This window comes from Paenibacillus sp. alder61 (assembly GCF_020179875.1).
GTDB lineage: Bacteria > Bacillota > Bacilli > Paenibacillales > Paenibacillaceae > Fontibacillus > Fontibacillus faecis.
The window spans coordinates 30,961-49,324 of record NZ_JAIUDG010000012.1 but is presented as its reverse complement, the minus strand read 5'-3'; the positions used below and the strand labels follow the sequence as shown (position 1 = coordinate 49,324).

The 18,364-nt window shown below is 53.2% G+C and carries 16 protein-coding genes; 15 read left to right on the top strand and 1 reads right to left on the bottom strand.

Translation table 11 applies throughout. From position 1 onward, the window contains the following. Nucleotides 1-190: 190 nt before the first annotated feature. The 7 genes from rny to pduL all read left to right on the top strand — a co-directional run bounded on the left by rny (nt 191) and on the right by pduL (nt 7,578). Entirely contained in the window at nt 191-1,732 is a 1,542-nt protein-coding gene (gene rny / locus LBW89_RS14050; RefSeq protein ID WP_148449767.1) for a ribonuclease Y, read from the top strand. Nucleotides 1,733-1,809: 77 nt separating this feature from the next. Next, nucleotides 1,810-2,604, top strand: coding sequence for a TIGR00282 family metallophosphoesterase (locus tag LBW89_RS14045; protein ID WP_148449766.1), 795 nt, complete (start codon nt 1,810-1,812; stop codon nt 2,602-2,604). 106 nt (nt 2,605-2,710) lie between these two features. Then, complete coding sequence (locus LBW89_RS14040; RefSeq protein ID WP_006286829.1) at nt 2,711-2,971, top strand: stage V sporulation protein S; 261 nt, start codon at nt 2,711-2,713, stop codon at nt 2,969-2,971. A 106-nt stretch (nt 2,972-3,077) separates the two neighbouring features. Then, nucleotides 3,078-4,031 (top strand): dipeptidase, encoded by a 954-nt coding sequence (locus LBW89_RS14035; protein ID WP_225039382.1) that lies wholly within the window; start codon nt 3,078-3,080, stop codon nt 4,029-4,031. 226 nt (nt 4,032-4,257) lie between these two features. After that, nucleotides 4,258-6,033: a 2-oxoacid:acceptor oxidoreductase subunit alpha gene (locus tag LBW89_RS14030; RefSeq protein WP_148449764.1), complete on the top strand. Its 1,776-nt coding sequence runs from the start codon at nt 4,258-4,260 to the stop codon at nt 6,031-6,033. Further along, nucleotides 6,020-6,886, top strand: a complete 867-nt coding sequence (locus LBW89_RS14025) for a 2-oxoacid:ferredoxin oxidoreductase subunit beta (RefSeq protein WP_148449763.1) — start codon at nt 6,020-6,022, stop codon at nt 6,884-6,886. The genes LBW89_RS14030 and LBW89_RS14025 overlap by 14 nt, the downstream gene beginning before the upstream one ends. 119 nt (nt 6,887-7,005) lie before the next feature. Further along, nucleotides 7,006-7,578 carry a phosphate propanoyltransferase gene (gene pduL / locus LBW89_RS14020; protein ID WP_148449762.1) on the top strand — a complete coding sequence of 191 codons (573 nt, stop codon included), beginning with the start codon at nt 7,006-7,008 and terminating at the stop codon, nt 7,576-7,578. Nucleotides 7,579-7,642: 64 nt separating this feature from the next. On the opposite strand, the gene LBW89_RS14015 is transcribed toward pduL, so the two are convergent. Further along, complete coding sequence (locus LBW89_RS14015) at nt 7,643-8,353, bottom strand: DUF421 domain-containing protein (RefSeq protein ID WP_225039381.1); 711 nt, start codon at nt 8,351-8,353, stop codon at nt 7,643-7,645. 231 nt (nt 8,354-8,584) lie between these two features. On the opposite strand from LBW89_RS14015, the gene miaB reads away from it, so the two are divergent. The 8 genes from miaB (at nt 8,585) to LBW89_RS13975 (ending at nt 18,315) form a co-directional block, all read left to right on the top strand. Further along, complete coding sequence (miaB, locus tag LBW89_RS14010) at nt 8,585-10,135, top strand: tRNA (N6-isopentenyl adenosine(37)-C2)-methylthiotransferase MiaB (RefSeq protein WP_225039380.1); 1,551 nt, start codon at nt 8,585-8,587, stop codon at nt 10,133-10,135. 48 nt (nt 10,136-10,183) lie between these two features. Beyond that, on the top strand, nt 10,184-10,645 hold the full coding sequence (locus tag LBW89_RS14005) for a RicAFT regulatory complex protein RicA family protein (RefSeq protein ID WP_225039379.1): 462 nt from the start codon (nt 10,184-10,186) through the stop codon (nt 10,643-10,645). A gap of 138 nt (nt 10,646-10,783) precedes the next feature. After that, nucleotides 10,784-11,188 (top strand): PaaI family thioesterase, encoded by a 405-nt coding sequence (locus tag LBW89_RS14000; RefSeq protein WP_148449759.1) that lies wholly within the window; start codon nt 10,784-10,786, stop codon nt 11,186-11,188. Between the two features lie 102 nt (nt 11,189-11,290). After that, complete coding sequence (locus LBW89_RS13995; RefSeq protein WP_211373241.1) at nt 11,291-12,070, top strand: NUDIX domain-containing protein; 780 nt, start codon at nt 11,291-11,293, stop codon at nt 12,068-12,070. Between the two features lie 50 nt (nt 12,071-12,120). Next, entirely contained in the window at nt 12,121-13,575 is a 1,455-nt protein-coding gene (locus LBW89_RS13990; protein ID WP_225039378.1) for a nicotinate phosphoribosyltransferase, read from the top strand. 355 nt (nt 13,576-13,930) lie between these two features. Beyond that, the gene (locus LBW89_RS13985) at nt 13,931-14,935 is read left to right on the top strand and encodes a 2-oxoacid:acceptor oxidoreductase family protein (protein ID WP_225039377.1); all 1,005 of its coding nucleotides are present in this window, start codon (nt 13,931-13,933) and stop codon (nt 14,933-14,935) included. A 28-nt stretch (nt 14,936-14,963) separates the two neighbouring features. Then, nucleotides 14,964-17,270: a thiamine pyrophosphate-dependent enzyme gene (locus LBW89_RS13980; protein WP_148449755.1), complete on the top strand. Its 2,307-nt coding sequence runs from the start codon at nt 14,964-14,966 to the stop codon at nt 17,268-17,270. A gap of 52 nt (nt 17,271-17,322) precedes the next feature. Beyond that, nucleotides 17,323-18,315: an acryloyl-CoA reductase gene (locus tag LBW89_RS13975; RefSeq protein ID WP_225039376.1), complete on the top strand. Its 993-nt coding sequence runs from the start codon at nt 17,323-17,325 to the stop codon at nt 18,313-18,315. Nucleotides 18,316-18,364 lie beyond the last annotated feature (49 nt).

Genomic DNA, 18,364 nt, shown 5'->3' with positions numbered 1-18,364 from the left:
GATGGATTCATTTTTTCAAACATGAAGGCCAATATTCCGTTTGTGGCTGTTGCGGAGTATGCATCATTCACACATGGAGAGCTTTGCCTAACCGGCCTGTAATGAATTCTTTGTATGATGATGATTGAGAAAATTACAACTGCAAACATCCCAAGGAATGCCTTGGAGGAAACAACGAGGAGGTGAACAGATGAATGCAGGAATCTGGATCGTTCTCGTTGCAGCCGCTTTATTCTTTGGGTTCGGGATCGGGTATTTTATTCGCAAATCTCTTGTGGAAGCTAAAATTTCCAGTGCGGAGAAAGACGCGACCTTAATCCTGGAAAATGCCAGGAAAGACGCGGAAGCACTGAAAAAGGAAACGGTTCTGGAAGCGAAGGACGAAGTCCATAAGCTGAGAACCGAAGCTGATAAAGACATTCGTGAACGTCGGAATGAAATTCAACGACAAGAAAGACGATTGTTGCAAAAAGAAGAGTCGCTGGATAAAAAATTGGAATCGCTGGAACGTAAAGAAGAGCAAGTGGCCGGCAAAGAGAAACGAATTGAAGAAACCCAGCAGCAAATTGATCAGATTTACAAAAGTCAGGTTCAGGAACTTGAACGGATTTCGAATTTGACGATGGAGGATGCCCGCACCATTATTTTGAACAATGTGGAGCAGGAAGTCCGCCATGAAACGGCTCAGATGATCAAGGATATCGAACAGCAAGCGAAGGAAGAAGCGGATAAGAAATCGCGCGAAATCATTACGCTGGCCATTCAACGCTGCGCGGCGGATCACGTTGCGGAGACGACGGTCTCGGTCGTTACGTTGCCGAATGAGGAAATGAAGGGACGGATCATCGGCCGGGAGGGCCGGAATATCCGGGCGCTGGAAACCCTCACGGGGATCGACCTGATCATCGACGATACGCCGGAAGCTGTTATTTTGTCGGGCTTTGATCCGATTCGTCGGGAAATTGCGCGCACAGCACTGGAGAAACTGGTGGCGGACGGCAGAATTCATCCGGCCCGGATCGAAGAGATGGTGGAGAAATCCCGCCGTGAAGTCGACGAACGGATTCGTGAATACGGGGAGCAGGCCACCTTTGAGGTCGGCGTGCATGCCTTGCATCCGGATTTGATCAAAATCCTGGGTCGTCTGAAGTTCCGGACAAGCTACGGACAGAATGTGTTGAAGCACTCCATGGAGGTGGCTTATCTGGCCGGTTTAATGGCCGGAGAGCTTGGTGAAGATATTACGCTCGCCAAACGCGCCGGGTTGCTTCACGATATCGGTAAAGCGCTTGATCATGAAGTGGAAGGATCTCATGTCGAAATCGGCGTGGAACTGGCTAAGAAATACAAAGAGCATCCGGTTGTCATCAACAGTATCGCCTCCCATCACGGGGATTGCGAAGCGACCTCGGTCATCGCCATGTTGGTCGGTGCGGCTGACGCCCTGTCGGCGGCAAGACCAGGCGCGCGCCGGGAAACGCTGGAAACGTATATCCGGCGTTTGGAGAAGCTGGAGGAAATATCCGAATCGTTCGAAGGCGTGGAGAAATCCTTTGCCATTCAAGCGGGCCGCGAGGTTCGCGTTATGGTGCAGCCTGAGAAGATCGATGACGCGGAAGCGTTCCGCCTGGCGAGAGACATTACGAAGACCATTGAGAGTGAACTGGATTATCCGGGACATATCAAGGTTACCGTGATTCGCGAGACGCGGGCGGTTGAATACGCCAAGTAAAGGTTATGCTGAAAAGTGGCCCCCTGCGGGCCGCTTTTTCATTCTAACGAGTATACGAAGACAGAGGAGGAAATACCATTAAAGTTCTGTTTATCGGCGATATCGTAGGGAATACGGGGCGAAAAGCCCTCAAAGAGACGCTGCCTCACCTTAAATCAAAATATAACCCGGATATCATTATCGCAAATGGAGAAAACGCCGCTTCCGGACGGGGGATCACGGCCAAAATTGCCAAGGAGTTTTTTGAGCTGGGCATTCACGGCCTGACGATGGGGAACCACACCTGGGACAATAAAGAAATCTTTGATTTTATCGATGATGAAGCGCGTATGGTGCGGCCCGCGAATTATCCGCCCGGAACGCCAGGGCAGGGGTATACGGTCATCAAGGCGAATGGAAAAGAGCTGGCCCTTGTCAATTTGATGGGACGCACCTTCCTGCCTCCGCTCGAAGATCCGTTCCGGATGGCGGACGAAATCGTGGGGAGCTTGTCCAAGAAAACGAAGTGCATCTTGGTTGATTTCCATGCGGAAGCGACCTCCGAGAAAATTGCGATGGGCTGGCATTTGGACGGGCGTGTGTCGCTGGTCGTAGGGACCCATACTCATGTGCAGAGCAATGATGATACCATTTTGCCGCAAGGAACGGCCTATCTCACGGATGCGGGGATGGTCGGTTCCCGGGAAGGGATTTTGGGGATGGAGAGAACGGCCGTATTGCGGAAGTTCACGACCCAATTGCCGGTTCGGTTTCAGGTATGTGAGGGCAAGTGGCAGTTTCATGGATGCTTCGTGGAACTCGACGAATCGACGGGTCGGGCTAAAAGCATCCAAAAGATACGCCTGCTGGAAGATGAGTGGATCATGAGCTGATTCCGTCGTAGTAACCCTGGGAAAAAAGAAGGAATTTTTTGAATTCCCCCGAATATCTTCTAAGTAGTGGGATCAATCAAACCATTATTCCCAGGAGGTACTTACCATGGAAGTATTAAAAGTTTCAGCAAAATCCAATCCTAACTCCGTCGCCGGTGCGCTTGCTGGAGTATTAAGAGAACGTGGCGCTGCTGAACTTCAGGCCATTGGAGCGGGTGCACTGAACCAAGCCATTAAAGCGGTAGCGATTGCCCGGGGATTTGTGGCGCCTAGCGGCGTCGATTTGATTTGCATCCCGGCCTTTACGGATATCGTCATCGACGGTGAAGATCGAACCGCGATTAAACTGATTGTAGAACCTAGATAAAACAAGAATAGATGCGAATGATGCCTGTTTACGTTCAAGTAGACAGGTTTTTTTGCATGGGTTCGGACAAAAGGGGTAATAGAATCATAGGGGCGGAGGGAAGCGGATGAAACCGGAAATTTGGGATTTTCATTGCGATGTCCTTAGCAAGATGCAAATGGACGAGAGTTTGGACTTTCTCGAAGACGACCGTCTGGACGTAAATGTTGCGCGCATGGGACAGGGCGGCGTGAAAGTGCAGTGTTTTGCGATCTTTTTATCCGAAAAAGCGGGAAAGCCGAGATTTGAATCCATTCTGAATCAGATCGATATCTTTCGGCAAAAGGTCGTGCCCGCCGGCCTGGTTCCATTACTCTCGGCGGATGACCTCGATAAGGTGGAAGGATCGGGGCAGCTTGGAGCGCTACTCTCGCTGGAAGGGGCGGATGGTCTGGAAGCCAATATGCATTACCTGCAGCTCTGCTACGAACGAGGTGTACGGCTTCTCGGGCTGACGTGGAATTTCGGCAATTGGGCGGCCGACGGTATTCTGGAGCCCCGTGGAGGAGGCCTCACGCCCCAAGGGGTGGAACTCGTTAAAGCTTGCCACAGGTTGGGGATCATCCTCGATGTGTCGCATCTGTCGGTAAAAGGATTTTGGGAAATGGCCGAATTGGCGGAAGAGGCCGGCATCCCCTTCCTGGCTTCCCATTCCAACGCCTACAGCGTCTGTTCGCATGTGAGGAACCTGCGGGACGATCAAATAGAAGCGATCCTCGCCCTAGAGGGAAGAATCGGGTTAACCTTTGTCCCCTGGTTTGTTAAGAAGGCGCCTCAAGTGAACGCGTCCGATCTTTTGCCGCACATCGATCATATTTGCAGCCTGGGTGGGGAGAACATCCTGATGCTGGGCTCGGATTTCGACGGCATCGATGCCCATATCGAAGGTTTGAACCATGCCGGCCAGCTGGGGGAATTTGCTAATCTCCTTTTAAAACACTATCCAGAAAAACTGGTAAATGGGTGGTTGTCCGGGAACGGGCGGACGTTTTTAAAGAAGTGGCTCCCTCAAAATAAGTAAGCGCTTTAATTAATCCAATAACGAGATTGATTTCATCGAAAACTACTATACGAAAAAGGGTAGAAAACGCTTGCTTTTTACACTCCGGAGACATAAAATTGACATGACTCTGAAACAGAATGTTCACAAATATCAGGGATTTCTATACGATCTCTCATAGGTTTTCATTCTGTTAGCACTACTATTCGCTAAATTAAGGTGCGATACATTAAAGGGGTGGGCGATCTTGATTAGTCAATTGTCTTGGAAGATCGGTGGACAGCAAGGTGAAGGCGTTGAAAGTACTGACCGGATTTTTTCGACGGCCTTAAACCGGTTGGGTTATTATCTGTACGGTTATCGGCATTTCTCTTCCCGTATTAAAGGCGGACATACGAATAATAAAATCCGGATCAGCACCAAGCCGATTCGCGCGATTTCCGACGACTTGGACATTTTAGTCGCTTTCGACCAGGAAAGTATCGATCTGAACGCGCATGAGCTCCGCAGCGGCGGGGTGATTGTGGCGGACGCCAAATTTAATCCGGTCGTTCCGGAAGGAACGGATGCGAAGCTGTTTGCGGTTCCGATTACGAGCATCGCTGAAGAGCTGGGCACTTCATTGATGAAAAATATGGTTGCTTCCGGGGCATCCTGGGCTCTCCTGGGATTGCCGCTCGAAGTATTCAATAAAGCGGTTGAGGAAGAGTTCGGCCGAAAAGGCCCGGCCATCGTCGAGAAGAACATCGAAGCGGTTAAGCGCGGTGCGGATTATGTTCTTGAACTCGCGGGCGGGCCGCTGGAGGAATTTAAGCTGGAGCCGGCCGACGGCAAGCAGAAGCTGTTTATGATCGGCAACGATGCGATCGGCTTAGGGGCCGTGGCGGCGGGATGCCGCATCATGAGCGCCTATCCGATCACTCCGGCTTCGGAAATTATGGAATATCTGATCAAGAAGCTGCCGAAATTCGGCGGCACGGTAGTCCAAACGGAAGATGAAATTGCGGCCATTACGATGGCGATCGGTTCCAGCTATGCGGGCGTACGCACGATGACCGCTTCGGCCGGACCGGGGCTCTCGCTGATGATGGAAGCCATCGGTCTGGCGGGGATGACGGAAATTCCGGTCGTGATTGTGGATACGCAGCGCGGCGGCCCGAGTACAGGGCTTCCGACGAAGCAGGAGCAGAGCGATATCAGCGCGCTCATTTACGGCACGCACGGGGAAATTCCGAAAATCGTGCTGGCTCCAAGCTCCATTGAGGAGTGTTTCTACGATACGGTTCAAGCGTTTAATCTCGCGGACAAATATCAGGTTCCGGTCATTCTGGCTACGGATCTGCAGTTGTCGCTAGGCAAGCAGTCCTGTGAATTGCTCGATTTTGACAAGGTTCAAATCGACCGCGGCTACATCGTCAAGGATATCCCGGATCGCGAAGATTCCAGCATGTTCAACCGCTACGCCTTTACGGAGAACGGAATCTCCCCTCGGGTTCTCCCCGGAGAGAAGAACGGGATTCACCATGTGACCGGTGTAGAGCATGATGAAGCCGGACGTCCGTCGGAAAGTCCGATCAACCGGAAGAAGATGATGGATAAACGCCTTCGCAAGCTGGCGAAGCTGGAAGTGGAGAATCCGATCCACCTGCATGCGCCGCATGCCGAGCCGGATCTGTTGATCGTAGGGATGGGTTCGACGGGCGGAACGATCGACCAAGCTCGTTTGCGCCTGAACGGCGAAGGCATCACATCGAACCATATGACGATCCGTCTGCTACATCCTTTCCCGGTTGACGAGGTCCGGGAGCAGATGGAGAAGGCCAAGAAAATCGTGGTCATTGAAAACAACGCCACGGGTCAACTGGCCAATCTGATTAAATTGAATGTCGGACACCACGACAAAATCATAAATCTCTTGAAATACGACGGGAATCCGTTCCTTCCAGCAGAAGTGTTCGAACGATGCAAAAATGCAGCCGGCAACAAAGCACAGGAGGAGTTGGTGAAGAATGGCAACCTTTAAAGAGTTCCGCAATAACATCAAACCAAACTGGTGTCCGGGATGCGGCGATTTCTCCATCCAGGCGGCAATCCAGCGCGCGGCTGCAGCGGTAGGGCTCGAGCCGGAGAATCTGGCTGTTATTTCGGGGATCGGCTGCTCCGGCCGCATCTCCGGTTACATTAACGCTTACGGCCTTCACGGCATCCATGGCCGCGCTCTTCCGATCGCCCAAGGGGTTAAGCTGGCGAACCGCGATTTGACGGTGATCGCTTCCGGTGGCGACGGAGACGGATTTGCGATCGGGATGGGCCATACCGTCCATGCGATCCGCCGCAATATCAACATCACCTATATCGTTATGGATAACCAAATCTACGGGTTGACCAAAGGCCAAACTTCTCCCCGCAGCGGAGAAGGCTTCAAAACGAAGAGTACGCCGGAAGGTTCGGTGGAATCCACGCTTTCGCCGCTCGAAATCGCGCTGGCCTCCGGAGCGACCTTTGTGGCCCAATCGTTCTCGAGCGATCTGAAGCAGTTGACCTCCCTGATCGAGCAGGGGATTCAGCATGAAGGATTCTCTTTGATCAATGTATTCAGCCCTTGCGTCACTTTCAACAAAGTGAACACCTATGACTGGTTCAAAGAGAATATCATCAACCTGGATACGATTCCGGATTATGATCCGAGCAACCGCGCCATGGCGATGGCGAAGCTGATGGAAACGGGCAGTATGATCACCGGACTCATTTACCAGAACAAAGAAAAGAAGAGCTATGAGAACATGGTGCACGGGTTCAAGCCCGAACCGCTGGCCCATCAGTCCCTCGCTTTGGAGAAGAGCGAGTTTGACAATCTTGTTGCAGAATTCGTATAAGCGCAAAAAAGATGTCCGTCTACTGCGGACATCTTTTTGTTTTTGTTTGAAATAGGTGTATAATGGGTAACGATGTGAATCGTCATCGATATAGAGAATATACGAGGAGTGTTTTAAACATGAGCAAAACTGTACCAGTCGGCGTATCGGCACGTCATATCCATCTGACTCAAGAGCATATCGAGGCTTTGTTCGGAGCCGGTTATCAGCTTACCGAATTCAAACCGCTGTCCCAACCCGGACAATTCGCGGCAAATGAAACGGTTGCGGTCATCGGACCGAAGGGACAATTCGACAAGGTTCGAATTTTGGGGCCGGCTCGTTCCGCATCCCAATTGGAAATTTCCCGCACGGACTCGTTTGCCATCGGCGTGAAAGCGCCTGTTCGGGAGTCGGGGAATATTGAAGGAACTCCGGGAATCAAAGTGAAAGGCCCTGCCGGTGAAATCGAACTCGAACAAGGCGTGATCGTGGCGGCGCGTCATATTCACTTCCATACCTCCGATGCCGAGAAATGGGGCATCGCCGACAAGCAATTGCTCAAAGTGCGTTTGGGCGGAGAGCGGGGTCTCGTCCTTGAGAACGTGATTGCCCGCGTTTCGGATTCGTTTGCATTAGACATGCACATCGACACGGATGAAGCGAACGCTGCCGGTGCCAGCACTGGCGATACGGCGGAAATCGTAGAATAGATATAAGAAGCAACGACCTTACAAGGTTAAAGATCGATCCCACTTTTACGAAGGTGGGGTCTTTTTATTTATCCGGCACATCCGAGGATTGGATGTGATCCTCAAACAAATCGATGTACAATTGCCCGTTTCCTTGGATTTGGCACAGGTTAACCTGCTCCGGGGATATGCCTTGTTGCTTCAACTGCTCAAAAAGCCACGGCCGTTCCTTCCCGCTAGCCGCTAACTGATCATCCATAACCTTTCCGTCCATAATAACGGTTTTCGGTTCGGGTAAGGACGGCGGTTTCATTCCCAGATCCGAGGGGGTGAGTGGCTGATGCTCTTTTTTTAACTGCATGTTGATACTTCCGTCGGGTTCGATCAGCGCAAATTCCACCTGTGCGGCGTCGAACACATTCTTCTTTCTCAGTTGCTCGAGCAGTTCGTCGTTGGTCAGCTTCTCTTTCTTCAGATTGTCCTCCAGCACTTTGCCTTCTTTGATAAGAATCGTGGACTTGCTTTCAATCCAGTCGCGGGCCTTTTTGCTCTTGATTTGAATATACTCGATGCCCAGTGAAACGAGAAACCAGACCACCATCGAAACAATGCCCAAATACCAATGGGTGTCTACGTCCAGCGAGAGATAAGCCGTGATGCTCCCGATTGTGATCCCCGTAATATACTCAAAGAATGACAATTGCGAAATCTGCCTCTTGCCGAGCAATCGGGTCAATATAAAGAGAATTACGGCAGAGGACAGCGTTCTAAAAATGACTTCCAGCCATATGGGCATTTATACTCCTCCGATCCTGATGTTAAGTAAAAACTTGTTTGTTTATTTCAATTATGCGCATCCGTAATGTTTTTATTTAGGAAATACTTCCCACTCCCGCCTTGTTCCGACCCTTTCATTCTGGATATCGACTTTGAATCATGATATAATTTGGTGTAATGCATTTTTTGAAGTGTAAACAACGATGAAGTGTAACAGTGAGATAGATAGGTAAGGGAGTGAGCCGACACCATGGCCAAGGAGACGAAGGATTACTCCAAGTATTTTGATTTCTCGGACGCCAAAGTCATTTCGGAGGACGAACGGGGGAAGAAAATCAGAATTCGCGGAAGAGAGATTCAGATTCTTTCAGAGCCGAATCACCGCATTGAGAAGCAGCGCGGTAAAGAAGAAGTCCAAGTATTATACGAAAATGCCGTACCTGAGGAAATGAAGACGATCGGGATCGGCAAGCATTATATCGTATACACTTTCGGCTGCCAGATGAACGAGCATGATTCGGAAACGATCAAAGGACTTCTGGAACAGATGGGTTACACGCCTACGGAGGACCGTAAGGAAGCCGATATTATTCTTTTGAACACGTGCGCGATTCGTGAGAATGCCGAAGATAAGGTGTTCGGCGAACTCGGGCACTTGAAGGGCCTGAAAACGGAAAAACCCGGCCTCCTGCTGGGGGTATGCGGATGTATGTCACAGGAAGAAGGCGTTGTTAACCGGATTCTGCAAAAGCACGGTTTCGTCGATTTAATATTTGGGACGCACAATATCCATAGGCTGCCTCACTTGATTCAAGAGGCGTTGTTCAGCAAGGAAATGGTCGTCGAAGTCTGGTCCAAGGAAGGCGACATTATCGAGAATTTGCCGAAGAAACGCGAAGGCATGCGCGCTTGGGTCAACATCATGTATGGCTGCGATAAGTTCTGCACCTACTGCATCGTGCCGTTTACCAGGGGCAAAGAGCGCAGCCGCCGTCCGGAGGATGTCATAGCCGAGGTGCGCGAACTGGCCCGTCAGGGCTTCAAGGAAATCACGCTGCTGGGTCAGAACGTGAACGCTTATGGGAAGGATTTTACCGACATCCATTATACGTTCGCCAATCTGATGGACGATATCCGCAAAATCGATATCCCGCGCGTGCGGTTCACGACTTCGCATCCGCGTGATTTTGACGATCATCTGATCGAAGTGCTTGCCAAGGGCGGCAATTTGGTCGAACATATTCATCTGCCGGTACAGTCCGGCAGCAGTGAAGTGCTCAAGAAGATGAGCCGGAAATATACGCGCGAGCAGTATTTGGAACTTGTCCGTAAAATCAAGGCGGCCATTCCGAACGTTGTGCTGACGACGGATATCATCGTGGGATTCCCCGGGGAAACGGAGGAGCAGTTCCAGGAAACGCTGTCCCTGGTTCGGGAAGTACGGTACGATTCCGCCTTTACCTTCATCTATTCCCCTCGGGAAGGCACGCCGGCGGCGGTGATGGAGGACAATGTGCCGATGGAAGTGAAGAAGGAGCGCTTGCAGCGGCTTAATGAAGTGATTAATGAGCACAGCCGCCTGAGTAACGATACGATGCTTGGACAAGTGGTCGAAGTATTGGTGGAAGGCGAAAGCAAAAACAATGCGAAGGTTCTGGCCGGTCGGACGCGCAGCAACAAACTTGTCCACTTTGAGGGCAGCGCGGATCTTATCGGACAGTTTGTCAAGGTCGAAATCACGGACCCTATGACATGGTATATCAAGGGGAATATCGTACCGGAGACGGTTTCTCTGGCTTAACAAGCAAGCCTATTCGGTGAATTCGTTTCTGTATGAGGAGGGAGAACCTTGGGAGAACAACGTCAACATCATGACCATACGGATTGCGGGATACCGAAATTCGATTCCCGTGATTTGGTCATTCGCGAGGATATTATGGCGAAAGCCAAGGAATTGGCCGCTCTGATCGGCACCAGTGAAGAGGTCCGGCAATTTCAGAAAGCCGAGAAAATGATACAAAACCACGAACGGGTACAAACCCTGATCAGTGCGATCAAGAAGAAGCAGAAGGAGATCGTGGCATTCGAGTCGTTCCAGAACAAAGCGATGGTGGAAAAAATCGAACGCGAAATCGAGGAACTCCAGGATGAACTGGACAACATTCCGCTGGTTACCGAGTTTCAGCAGAGCCAAACCGATATCAATTATTTGCTGCAGCTGGTTATCTCTGTCATTCGGGATACGGTCTCCGAAAAAGTGAACGTGGAGCAGGGCGGCGAGCCGGCAGCGACTTCCGGCTATGGCGAGTAACGAGGCGAGTCGGTGCGGGAGTTTACTTCCGCACCTTTTTATGCATTCAGCGGTCGAATCGATGCCGGACATAATCTAAGGACAGAAGGGGCAAGGTTGTAATACAAATGCCCAAATCAGGACGGAGGTATGCGATTCATGGATTGGAATGAGATGTTGCGGAAGGAAGAAAATTCATTTTGGGGGCTGCTCGGCATGCGATTCATCTCGGCCGACCCGACCCGCGTGGAGCTCGGACTTACGGCGGGGGACTCCCATTTAAACTCGATGGGGATCGTTCATGGCGGGGTATTGTCTTCCCTGATGGATCAAGCGATGGGTACCTTGGTCGCGGTAATCAAGGACGGCGTCTTTGGCGTAACCACCCATTTGAACGTCAACTTTTTAAACGCCATGCGTAAAGGGGAACTTGTAGCCTCGGCCTATCCCGTGCATGAAAGCCGCCGGACGATGACGGTAAGAGCCGAAGTGCGCAACGCCGAGGGTGTGCTCGGCTGTATGGCCACGGCCACGTTCCGGCTGCCTCGTCAGACGGAGCGGTAACACAAAATAAGGTGTTAAATTATTCATAGCGTGAAATAGATGGAACGCCTGACGGGATAGACTGCAGGGCGGGCGTTATCAAATACTGATGTGGTGATTCGTATGAGCAATGAGGGACAGCAAGCCCAATCGAATGATGAAGTAAAGACCTACCGGACTCCGGATGGTATCCCGGCGGACATCGTGATGTTTACGCTGACGCGACAGGAACGTAAAGCCTCGACCAAATCGCTTCCTCGCTTCGATCTTAAAGTGATGTTGATCCGCCGCCGCAGTTGGCCTTTTGCCGGGGCTTGGGCGCTGCCGGGCGGCTTTTCCCAAGAGGATGAATCCTTATATGAGACGGCCCGGCGCGAACTCAAAGAGGAGACGGGCGTAGACGGCCGCCACCTGGAGTATCTGGGCGTGTATAGCAAGCCGGGACGTGATCCTCGGGGCTGGATCATTTCACACGCTTTTTTTGCCCTGGTGGAGGAGTGGGTGCTTGAGAAGCGCCAGTCCGCCGACGACGCGCAGGAGGTCGGGCTTTTTACCGTGAGCGAAGCTTTGGAGGAACTTGACCTCGCCTTTGATCACCGAGAAATTTTGGAGGATGCTTACCGGCGGATTCAGCAGCAGATGCTGCAGACGACCATCGCCAAGCAGTTTTTGCCTCCGCATTTTACATTGGGAGAACTGTATCAGGTGATTCAGACGGTCGTGCCCGATTTCGCCGAACTGAACTTCATCCGTAAAATCACCTCCACCCGAAGCCGGCAGGGCATCTTGGAGGAAGTTCGGGACGAGAACGGCAGGCCGATGCTTTCCAACCAATATTCGCAGCGGCCGGCGCAGCTCTATCGTTTTACCGACTACACGCCAAGGCTTTCCATTTACACCTGAAGCACAGGCGTTTCACTGCTTTACATGTCAGGAGAGGAAGAGAGAGAACCATGCGAAGTGAACATTTGGCGCTCCATACCGATAAATACCAGATCAACATGATCTATGCCCACTGGATCAATGGGACCCACGAGCGCAGAACGGTGTTTGAAGCTTATTTCCGCAAGCTGCCCTTCGGCAACGGATACGCGGTGTTTGCGGGCCTGGAGCGGATCGTGGAGTATATCCGGCATCTGCGCTTTTCGGAACGCGATTTGGATTATCTCGCCCGGCAGGAAGAGAATTATAAACCGGAGTTTCTGGAACTGCTGCGGAATTTCCGTTTCAGAGGCACGCTGTTGTCCTATAAAGAAGGGGATCTCTGCTTTCCGAACGAACCGTTGATCCGGGTGGAAGGGTCGATCATGGAGACGCAGTTGGTGGAGACGGCCCTGCTTAACTTTATGAATTTTCAGACGCTGATCGCCACCAAGGCTTCGCGGATCAAGCGGGTCGCGGAGAGAGACGTCCTGCTGGAATTCGGCTCGCGCCGGGCCCAGGAAGCCGACGCGGCGGTTTGGGGAGCCCGGGCGGCCTATATCTCCGGTTTCGATGCAACCTCGAATCTGCTGGCGGGCGAGACGTTTGGAATTCCGACGAAGGGAACGCATGCGCATTCCTGGGTACAGATTTTCGATTCCGAGCAGGAAGCTTTTGAACTTTACGCCAAGGCGCTGCCGGATTATGTTTCCCTGCTCGTCGATACGTTCGACACGCTGGAGAGCGGGGTGCCGCACGCCATCCGGACCGCCAAACAGCTCGAAGCGGCCGGCAAGCGCCTCGGCAGCATCCGGCTTGACAGCGGCGATCTGGCGTATCTGTCGATCCAGGCCCGCAAGATGCTGGATGAAGCGGGCCTGGATTACGTTAAAATCGTGGCGTCCAACGACCTGGACGAAAACACGATTTTCAACTTGAAGGCCCAGGGGGCGAAAATCGATATTTGGGGCGTGGGAACCCAGCTCATCACGGCGGCGGATCAGCCGGCATTAGGCGGGGTTTATAAACTGGTGGAACGCGAACGGAACGGGGTGATGGAACCGACCATCAAAATTTCCGGCAACCCCGAGAAAGTGACCTCGCCGGGCAAGAAGGACGTCCTTCGCATCGTAAGCAAGGAGAGCGGGAAAGCGATCGCGGATTACGTCTGCTTCCCTTATGAGGAGCAGGCCAGAACCGGAGGCAAGCTGCGACTGTTCGATCCGGTCCATCCTTATTTGAAAAAATCGGTCAAGGATTACGAGGCGGTTCCGATGCTGCAGCCGATTTTCGTGGACGGCGAATTGGTTTACGAACTTCCGACGCTGGAGGAAATCCGCCATCATCATGAGGGCCAGCTGCACATGTTTTGGCCTGAATATTTGCGCAAGCTGAACCCGGAAATTTACCGGGTCAACCTGAGCCAGGAAGCTTGGGAGCTCAAACAGAGAATGATCGAAGAACACATGAGTCATCTGGAGGAATGAGCGCCTGCGGCACAATAAAGTCTTCGGCTCATTGATAGAATGTATGTCCATAAAGCGGGTTGGATTGGGGATTTCCCGTCCGGCCCGCTTTTTTCGTGTTTATAAATATTTCTCGGGAAAGCGCAGGAATCGAGTTTTTCGGAGCGCTTTCTTCGGCCTATTTCGACAATGAGGGCTTTTCGTGACAATCGGTAACGCAAGGCCCGTTTGAGATTGTCCATATGACATTTGTTACATTCATCACACTCTTACTGTGATAAATTGAAACATTAAGCAAGGCTTATTTTTCTGTGACTTATTTTACTATTTCAACGTCGTTATGATTTCGTAGAACGCGAAGAAGGGAGTCAAGCGCGTGGTACAATTGCCGAAACTGAACGAATTGGGTTTTTATGAAATCCGCCTGGAGTCTATTGGAGGGCTAGGGGCCAATCTGGCCGGAAAAATGCTGGCCGAATCCGGCGTGGAGGGCGCGGGGCTGAACGGAGTCAGTTTTTCTTCCTACGGCTCGGAGAAGAAGGGGTCACCGGTCAAGGCGCATATCCGCTTTTGCGATTTGGACACGCCGATCCGTGATACCTCACCGGTGGAAAGGCCGCATCTGGTTGGGATTTTTCAAGAAGCGCTGGCCAAGACGGTCAACGTCATCAGCGGAATTTACGAGGACAGCACCGTGCTGGTAAACTCCCGCAAAACGCCGGAGCAGTTGAAGGATTTCATGAAGCTTGCGGGCGGCACGATCGCGGTGGTCGACGCTACGGGGATCGCGCTCGAGGAGAAGAATCGGGTCAACATGGCCATGCTCGGCGCTTTGTTCCGGCTGTGCCCTTTCCTCGATCCCGAGACGATGAAGAGCGTCATCCGCAAATCGCTGGAGAAAAAATACCCGCAAACGGTGGCTCCGGCTTTGGCGACCTTCGACCGGGGATACCGCGAAGTGACTTTCCAGACCTTTGCCCTCCCGGAAGGCTTGACCATGCCGGAGTTCGTCCGCGCCGACACGCCGGTTCTGGGTTTCGAAACCCAACCTCTCGGCGGGCTCGTGTCCAATCCGGGCAACAGCATCCTGAAGGATTTGAGCATCTCCCGCTCGGGGATGATGCCTCACTTCAAGGCGGAATCCTGCATCCACTGCGCCCAGTGCGACAACGTATGCCCCGACAATTGTTTTGTCTGGCAGGAGCTTCCCGACAAGAAAGGGCGTCCGCAGATGTTTTTGCAAGGGATCGATTATCAATACTGCAAGGGCTGCCTGAAATGCATCCATGCCTGTCCGACGGACGCGTTATCCGGCGAGCGGGAAGAGGACGGGTACGCGGAGGAGCACCGGGTTCCTCATCTTTTCGAGTTGGTTCAATAAATTGTTTTGGAAAGGGCGGTATACCTAGATGGCGATAAACATGGAAAAAGAGCGCAGGATGGCCAAAGTGGAGCAGCGCGTCGTTTACGAGTCGGGTAACGAAATGGCGGCTTACGCCGCCCAACAGATTAACTATCATATCATGGGATATTTTCCGATTTCTCCGTCCACGGAGGTCGCCCAATTCCTCGATTTAATGAAGGCGGGCGGACAGCATGAAATCAAGTTGATCCCGTCGGATGGCGAACACAGCTCCGCCGGGATTTGCTACGGGGCGTCGACGGCCGGCGGGCGCGTATTTAACGCCACCAGCGCCAACGGGTATATGTACATGCTGGAGCAAATGCCGGTGCAATCGGGAACCCGGTTCCCGATGGTAATGAACCTGGTCTGCCGTTCCGTATCGGGACCGTTGGACATCCACGGCGATCATTCGGACTTGTATTTTGCCCTCAACACCGGCTGGCCGATTTTGATGTGCCGGGATCCGCAGGCCGTTTATGATATGAATATTCTGGCGCTCAAGCTGGCGGAGGATCCGGAAGTCCGGCTCCCGGTGCTCGTCGCCTCGGACGGCTATTTTACGTCGCATCAGAAACGCCGCGTACACACTTTTGCCCATAGAGAAGATGTGCTGAAGTTTGTGGGAGAGCGTCCGCCGGGGGGATTTCCGCACACGCTGGACCGGAACAATCCGATTACGGTAGGTCCATACATGAACGAGCCCGATTACATCAACAATAAATATCAGCAATCCCAGGCCATGTATAAAGCGGAGACCGTTTTTGAGCGGATCGCCGGCGAATATGCCGAATTGACCGGACGGGAATACCCGATGCTGGACTTGTACCGGATGGAGGATGCGGAAGTCGCGGTATTCCTTATGAACTCCGCCTCCGAGATTATCAAGGATGTCGTGGACGACTTGCGGCGTCAAGGCATTAAAGCGGGATCGATCGCGCCGAACGTGATTCGTCCGTTCCCGCAGCGGCAAATCGCGGAGGCACTTAAATCGGTCAAAGCCGTAACCATCGGCGACCGGGCCGATTCTTACGGGGCCTACGGCGGCAATATGAGCAATGAAATCAAGGCGGCGCTGTTTACTTACGGCAACCGGACGACGCAGGTGATCAGCCGGGTCTACGGGCTGGGCGGCAAAGAGTTCTATGCCGAGGACGGACGCCACTTCTTCGCGCTCGCTATGGAAGCGGCCGAGAAGGGCAAGGTTGACGTGCCATTTGATTATTACGGACATACGCCGGGCGATGCGGGAAAGGCTCCGAAAAGGGTGCTCCAGCCGCTGCGCTTCGAAGATCTGAAAACCGGGCTGATCACCGTGACGCGCAATGAAGAAACCGGCAAACTGGGCGTCCGCATCCCGCCGCTCCGGGCGTTGACCAAGAAACCGAAACGGATTGCACCGGGACACGGCGCCTGCCCGGGATGCGGCATTTTCTCCGGGCTGGAGCTGTTTTTTAAAGGGATCGAGGGAGACATCGTGGCATTATTCCATACCGGCTGCGCCATGGTTACGACCACCGGATATCCATACTCCTCCCACAAGGCGACGTATATCCATAACCTGTTCCAAAACGGGGCGGCCACCTTGTCCGGCGTGGTGGAGATGTTCTGGGAACGCAAGCGCCGTGGAGAACTGGACGATCTCGGGCTGAAGGATGATTTTACCTTCGTTATGGTCACCGGGGACGGCGGCATGGATATCGGCATGGGTCCGGCGATCGGGGCGGCGCTCCGCAATCATCGGATGATCATCGTCGAGTACGATAACGAAGGTTATATGAATACGGGGGCGCAGCTGTCCTATTCCACTCCGCTTGGACACCGGACCTCGACATCCAACATCGGGGGGACCCAGCAGGGCAAGGTGTTCCATCATAAGGACACGGCGCAGATTATGGCGGCCACCAATATCCCGTACGTTTTCACCGGCAGCGAGGCCTATCCCCAAGACTTGGTGAAAAAGGCCGCAAAAGCCCAATGGTATGCGCAGAATGAAGGCCTGGTTTATGGTAAAATATTGATAGCCTGTCCGCTCAACTGGATCAGCAAGGATGACGAGGGCACAAACATTGTGGACGCGGCCGTGAATTCCTGCTTTTTCCCGCTCTATGAAGTGGAACGCGGGCAGACGAGCATCACTTATAACCCGGAGGAAAAGGGTAAGCGGGTTCCGCTGACCGAATGGCTGAAAACGATGGGCAAGACCCGCCATTTGCTTAAGCCGGAAAATGCGGAAGCGCTCCGGGCTTTTGAAGAGGAAGTGGATCGGCGCTGGCAAATCCTGCTGGCGAAGCATGAGCATCCGTTCCTTTGATCAACGAAACATAATTAGAACCATCAGGTCTTAGACTCGAGGAGGAAGCACCTTGGAGAAATTTCAAGCTTTTCGCGTGCATCAGGATGAACAAGGGTTTCGGTCGGGGGTGGAATGGGTTACCCTGGAAGACCTTCCGGAAGGCGACGTTACGGTGGAAGTTCATTATTCCGGCGTAAACTATAAAGACGGGCTGGCTTCGATTCCTGAGGGAAAAATTGTACGCAGTTACCCGTTTATCCCCGGCATTGATCTGGCCGGGGAGGTTAAGGAATCCCGGGACGAGCGGTTTCGTCCGGGCGACCGTGTGCTCTGTACCGGCTATGGGCTCGGAGTAAGCCATGAAGGCGGCTACGCCAAGTTCGCCAGGGTTCCAGGCGAATGGCTGGTTCCGCTGCCGGAGGGGCTGACTCCGCTGGAGGCGATGGGGATCGGCACAGCCGGTATCACGGCGGCGCTGTCGATCGAGCGCCTGCTGGACAACGGGCTCCGCCCGTCCGGCGGTCCGGTGCTGGTCGCCGGGGCCACGGGCGGAGTCGGCAGCATGGCCGTGAGCATGCTGGCGCGGCTGGGCTTTGAGGTGACCGCCGTCACGGGCAAAACGGACTTGGCCGGGAAGCTGCAGGCCCTCGGCGCCGCGGCTGTGCTAAGCCGCGAGGAGGCGGCTTCCGGCGCCAAAGGAGCCCTCGGGAAGGAGCGCTGGGCCGCCGTGGTCGACCCCGTGGGCGGCGCGGTCACCGGCGATCTGCTTAAAAGCGTGAAGTACGGCGGTTCCGCCGCCTTGTCCGGCATGGCGGCGGGCGGCAATTTCGACGCTACCGTGTATCCATTCATTTTGCGGGGAGTCAATCTGCTGGGCATCGACTCCGTCTATTGCCCGATGGAACTCAGACAAGAGCTGTGGCGGAAGCTGGCTGGCGAGTGGAAGCCGGAGTCTGCGTTGAAAGACTGGATTACGGTATCCCCGCTGGACGGACTTCCGGAGGCGTTAACGACCATTTTGGGCGGTAAAGCCATCGGACGCCAGGTGATCAAGCTGGTATAATCCGCCCGGGGCTGAGCCATTCTAACACCATCTATAAGCAACCGATCCA

Coding starts and splice junctions, on each gene's coding strand:
- rny (WP_148449767.1), top strand. CDS start 191: ATGAATGCAGGAATCTGGATCGTTCTCGTTGCAGCCGCTTTATTCTTT.
- LBW89_RS14040 (WP_006286829.1), top strand. CDS start 2,711: ATGGAAGTATTAAAAGTTTCAGCAAAATCCAATCCTAACTCCGTCGCC.
- LBW89_RS14035 (WP_225039382.1), top strand. CDS start 3,078: ATGAAACCGGAAATTTGGGATTTTCATTGCGATGTCCTTAGCAAGATG.
- LBW89_RS14025 (WP_148449763.1), top strand. CDS start 6,020: ATGGCAACCTTTAAAGAGTTCCGCAATAACATCAAACCAAACTGGTGT.
- pduL (WP_148449762.1), top strand. CDS start 7,006: ATGAGCAAAACTGTACCAGTCGGCGTATCGGCACGTCATATCCATCTG.
- LBW89_RS14015 (WP_225039381.1), bottom strand. CDS start 8,353: ATGCCCATATGGCTGGAAGTCATTTTTAGAACGCTGTCCTCTGCCGTA.
- miaB (WP_225039380.1), top strand. CDS start 8,585: ATGGCCAAGGAGACGAAGGATTACTCCAAGTATTTTGATTTCTCGGAC.
- LBW89_RS14000 (WP_148449759.1), top strand. CDS start 10,784: ATGGATTGGAATGAGATGTTGCGGAAGGAAGAAAATTCATTTTGGGGG.
- LBW89_RS13995 (WP_211373241.1), top strand. CDS start 11,291: ATGAGCAATGAGGGACAGCAAGCCCAATCGAATGATGAAGTAAAGACC.
- LBW89_RS13990 (WP_225039378.1), top strand. CDS start 12,121: ATGCGAAGTGAACATTTGGCGCTCCATACCGATAAATACCAGATCAAC.
- LBW89_RS13980 (WP_148449755.1), top strand. CDS start 14,964: ATGGCGATAAACATGGAAAAAGAGCGCAGGATGGCCAAAGTGGAGCAG.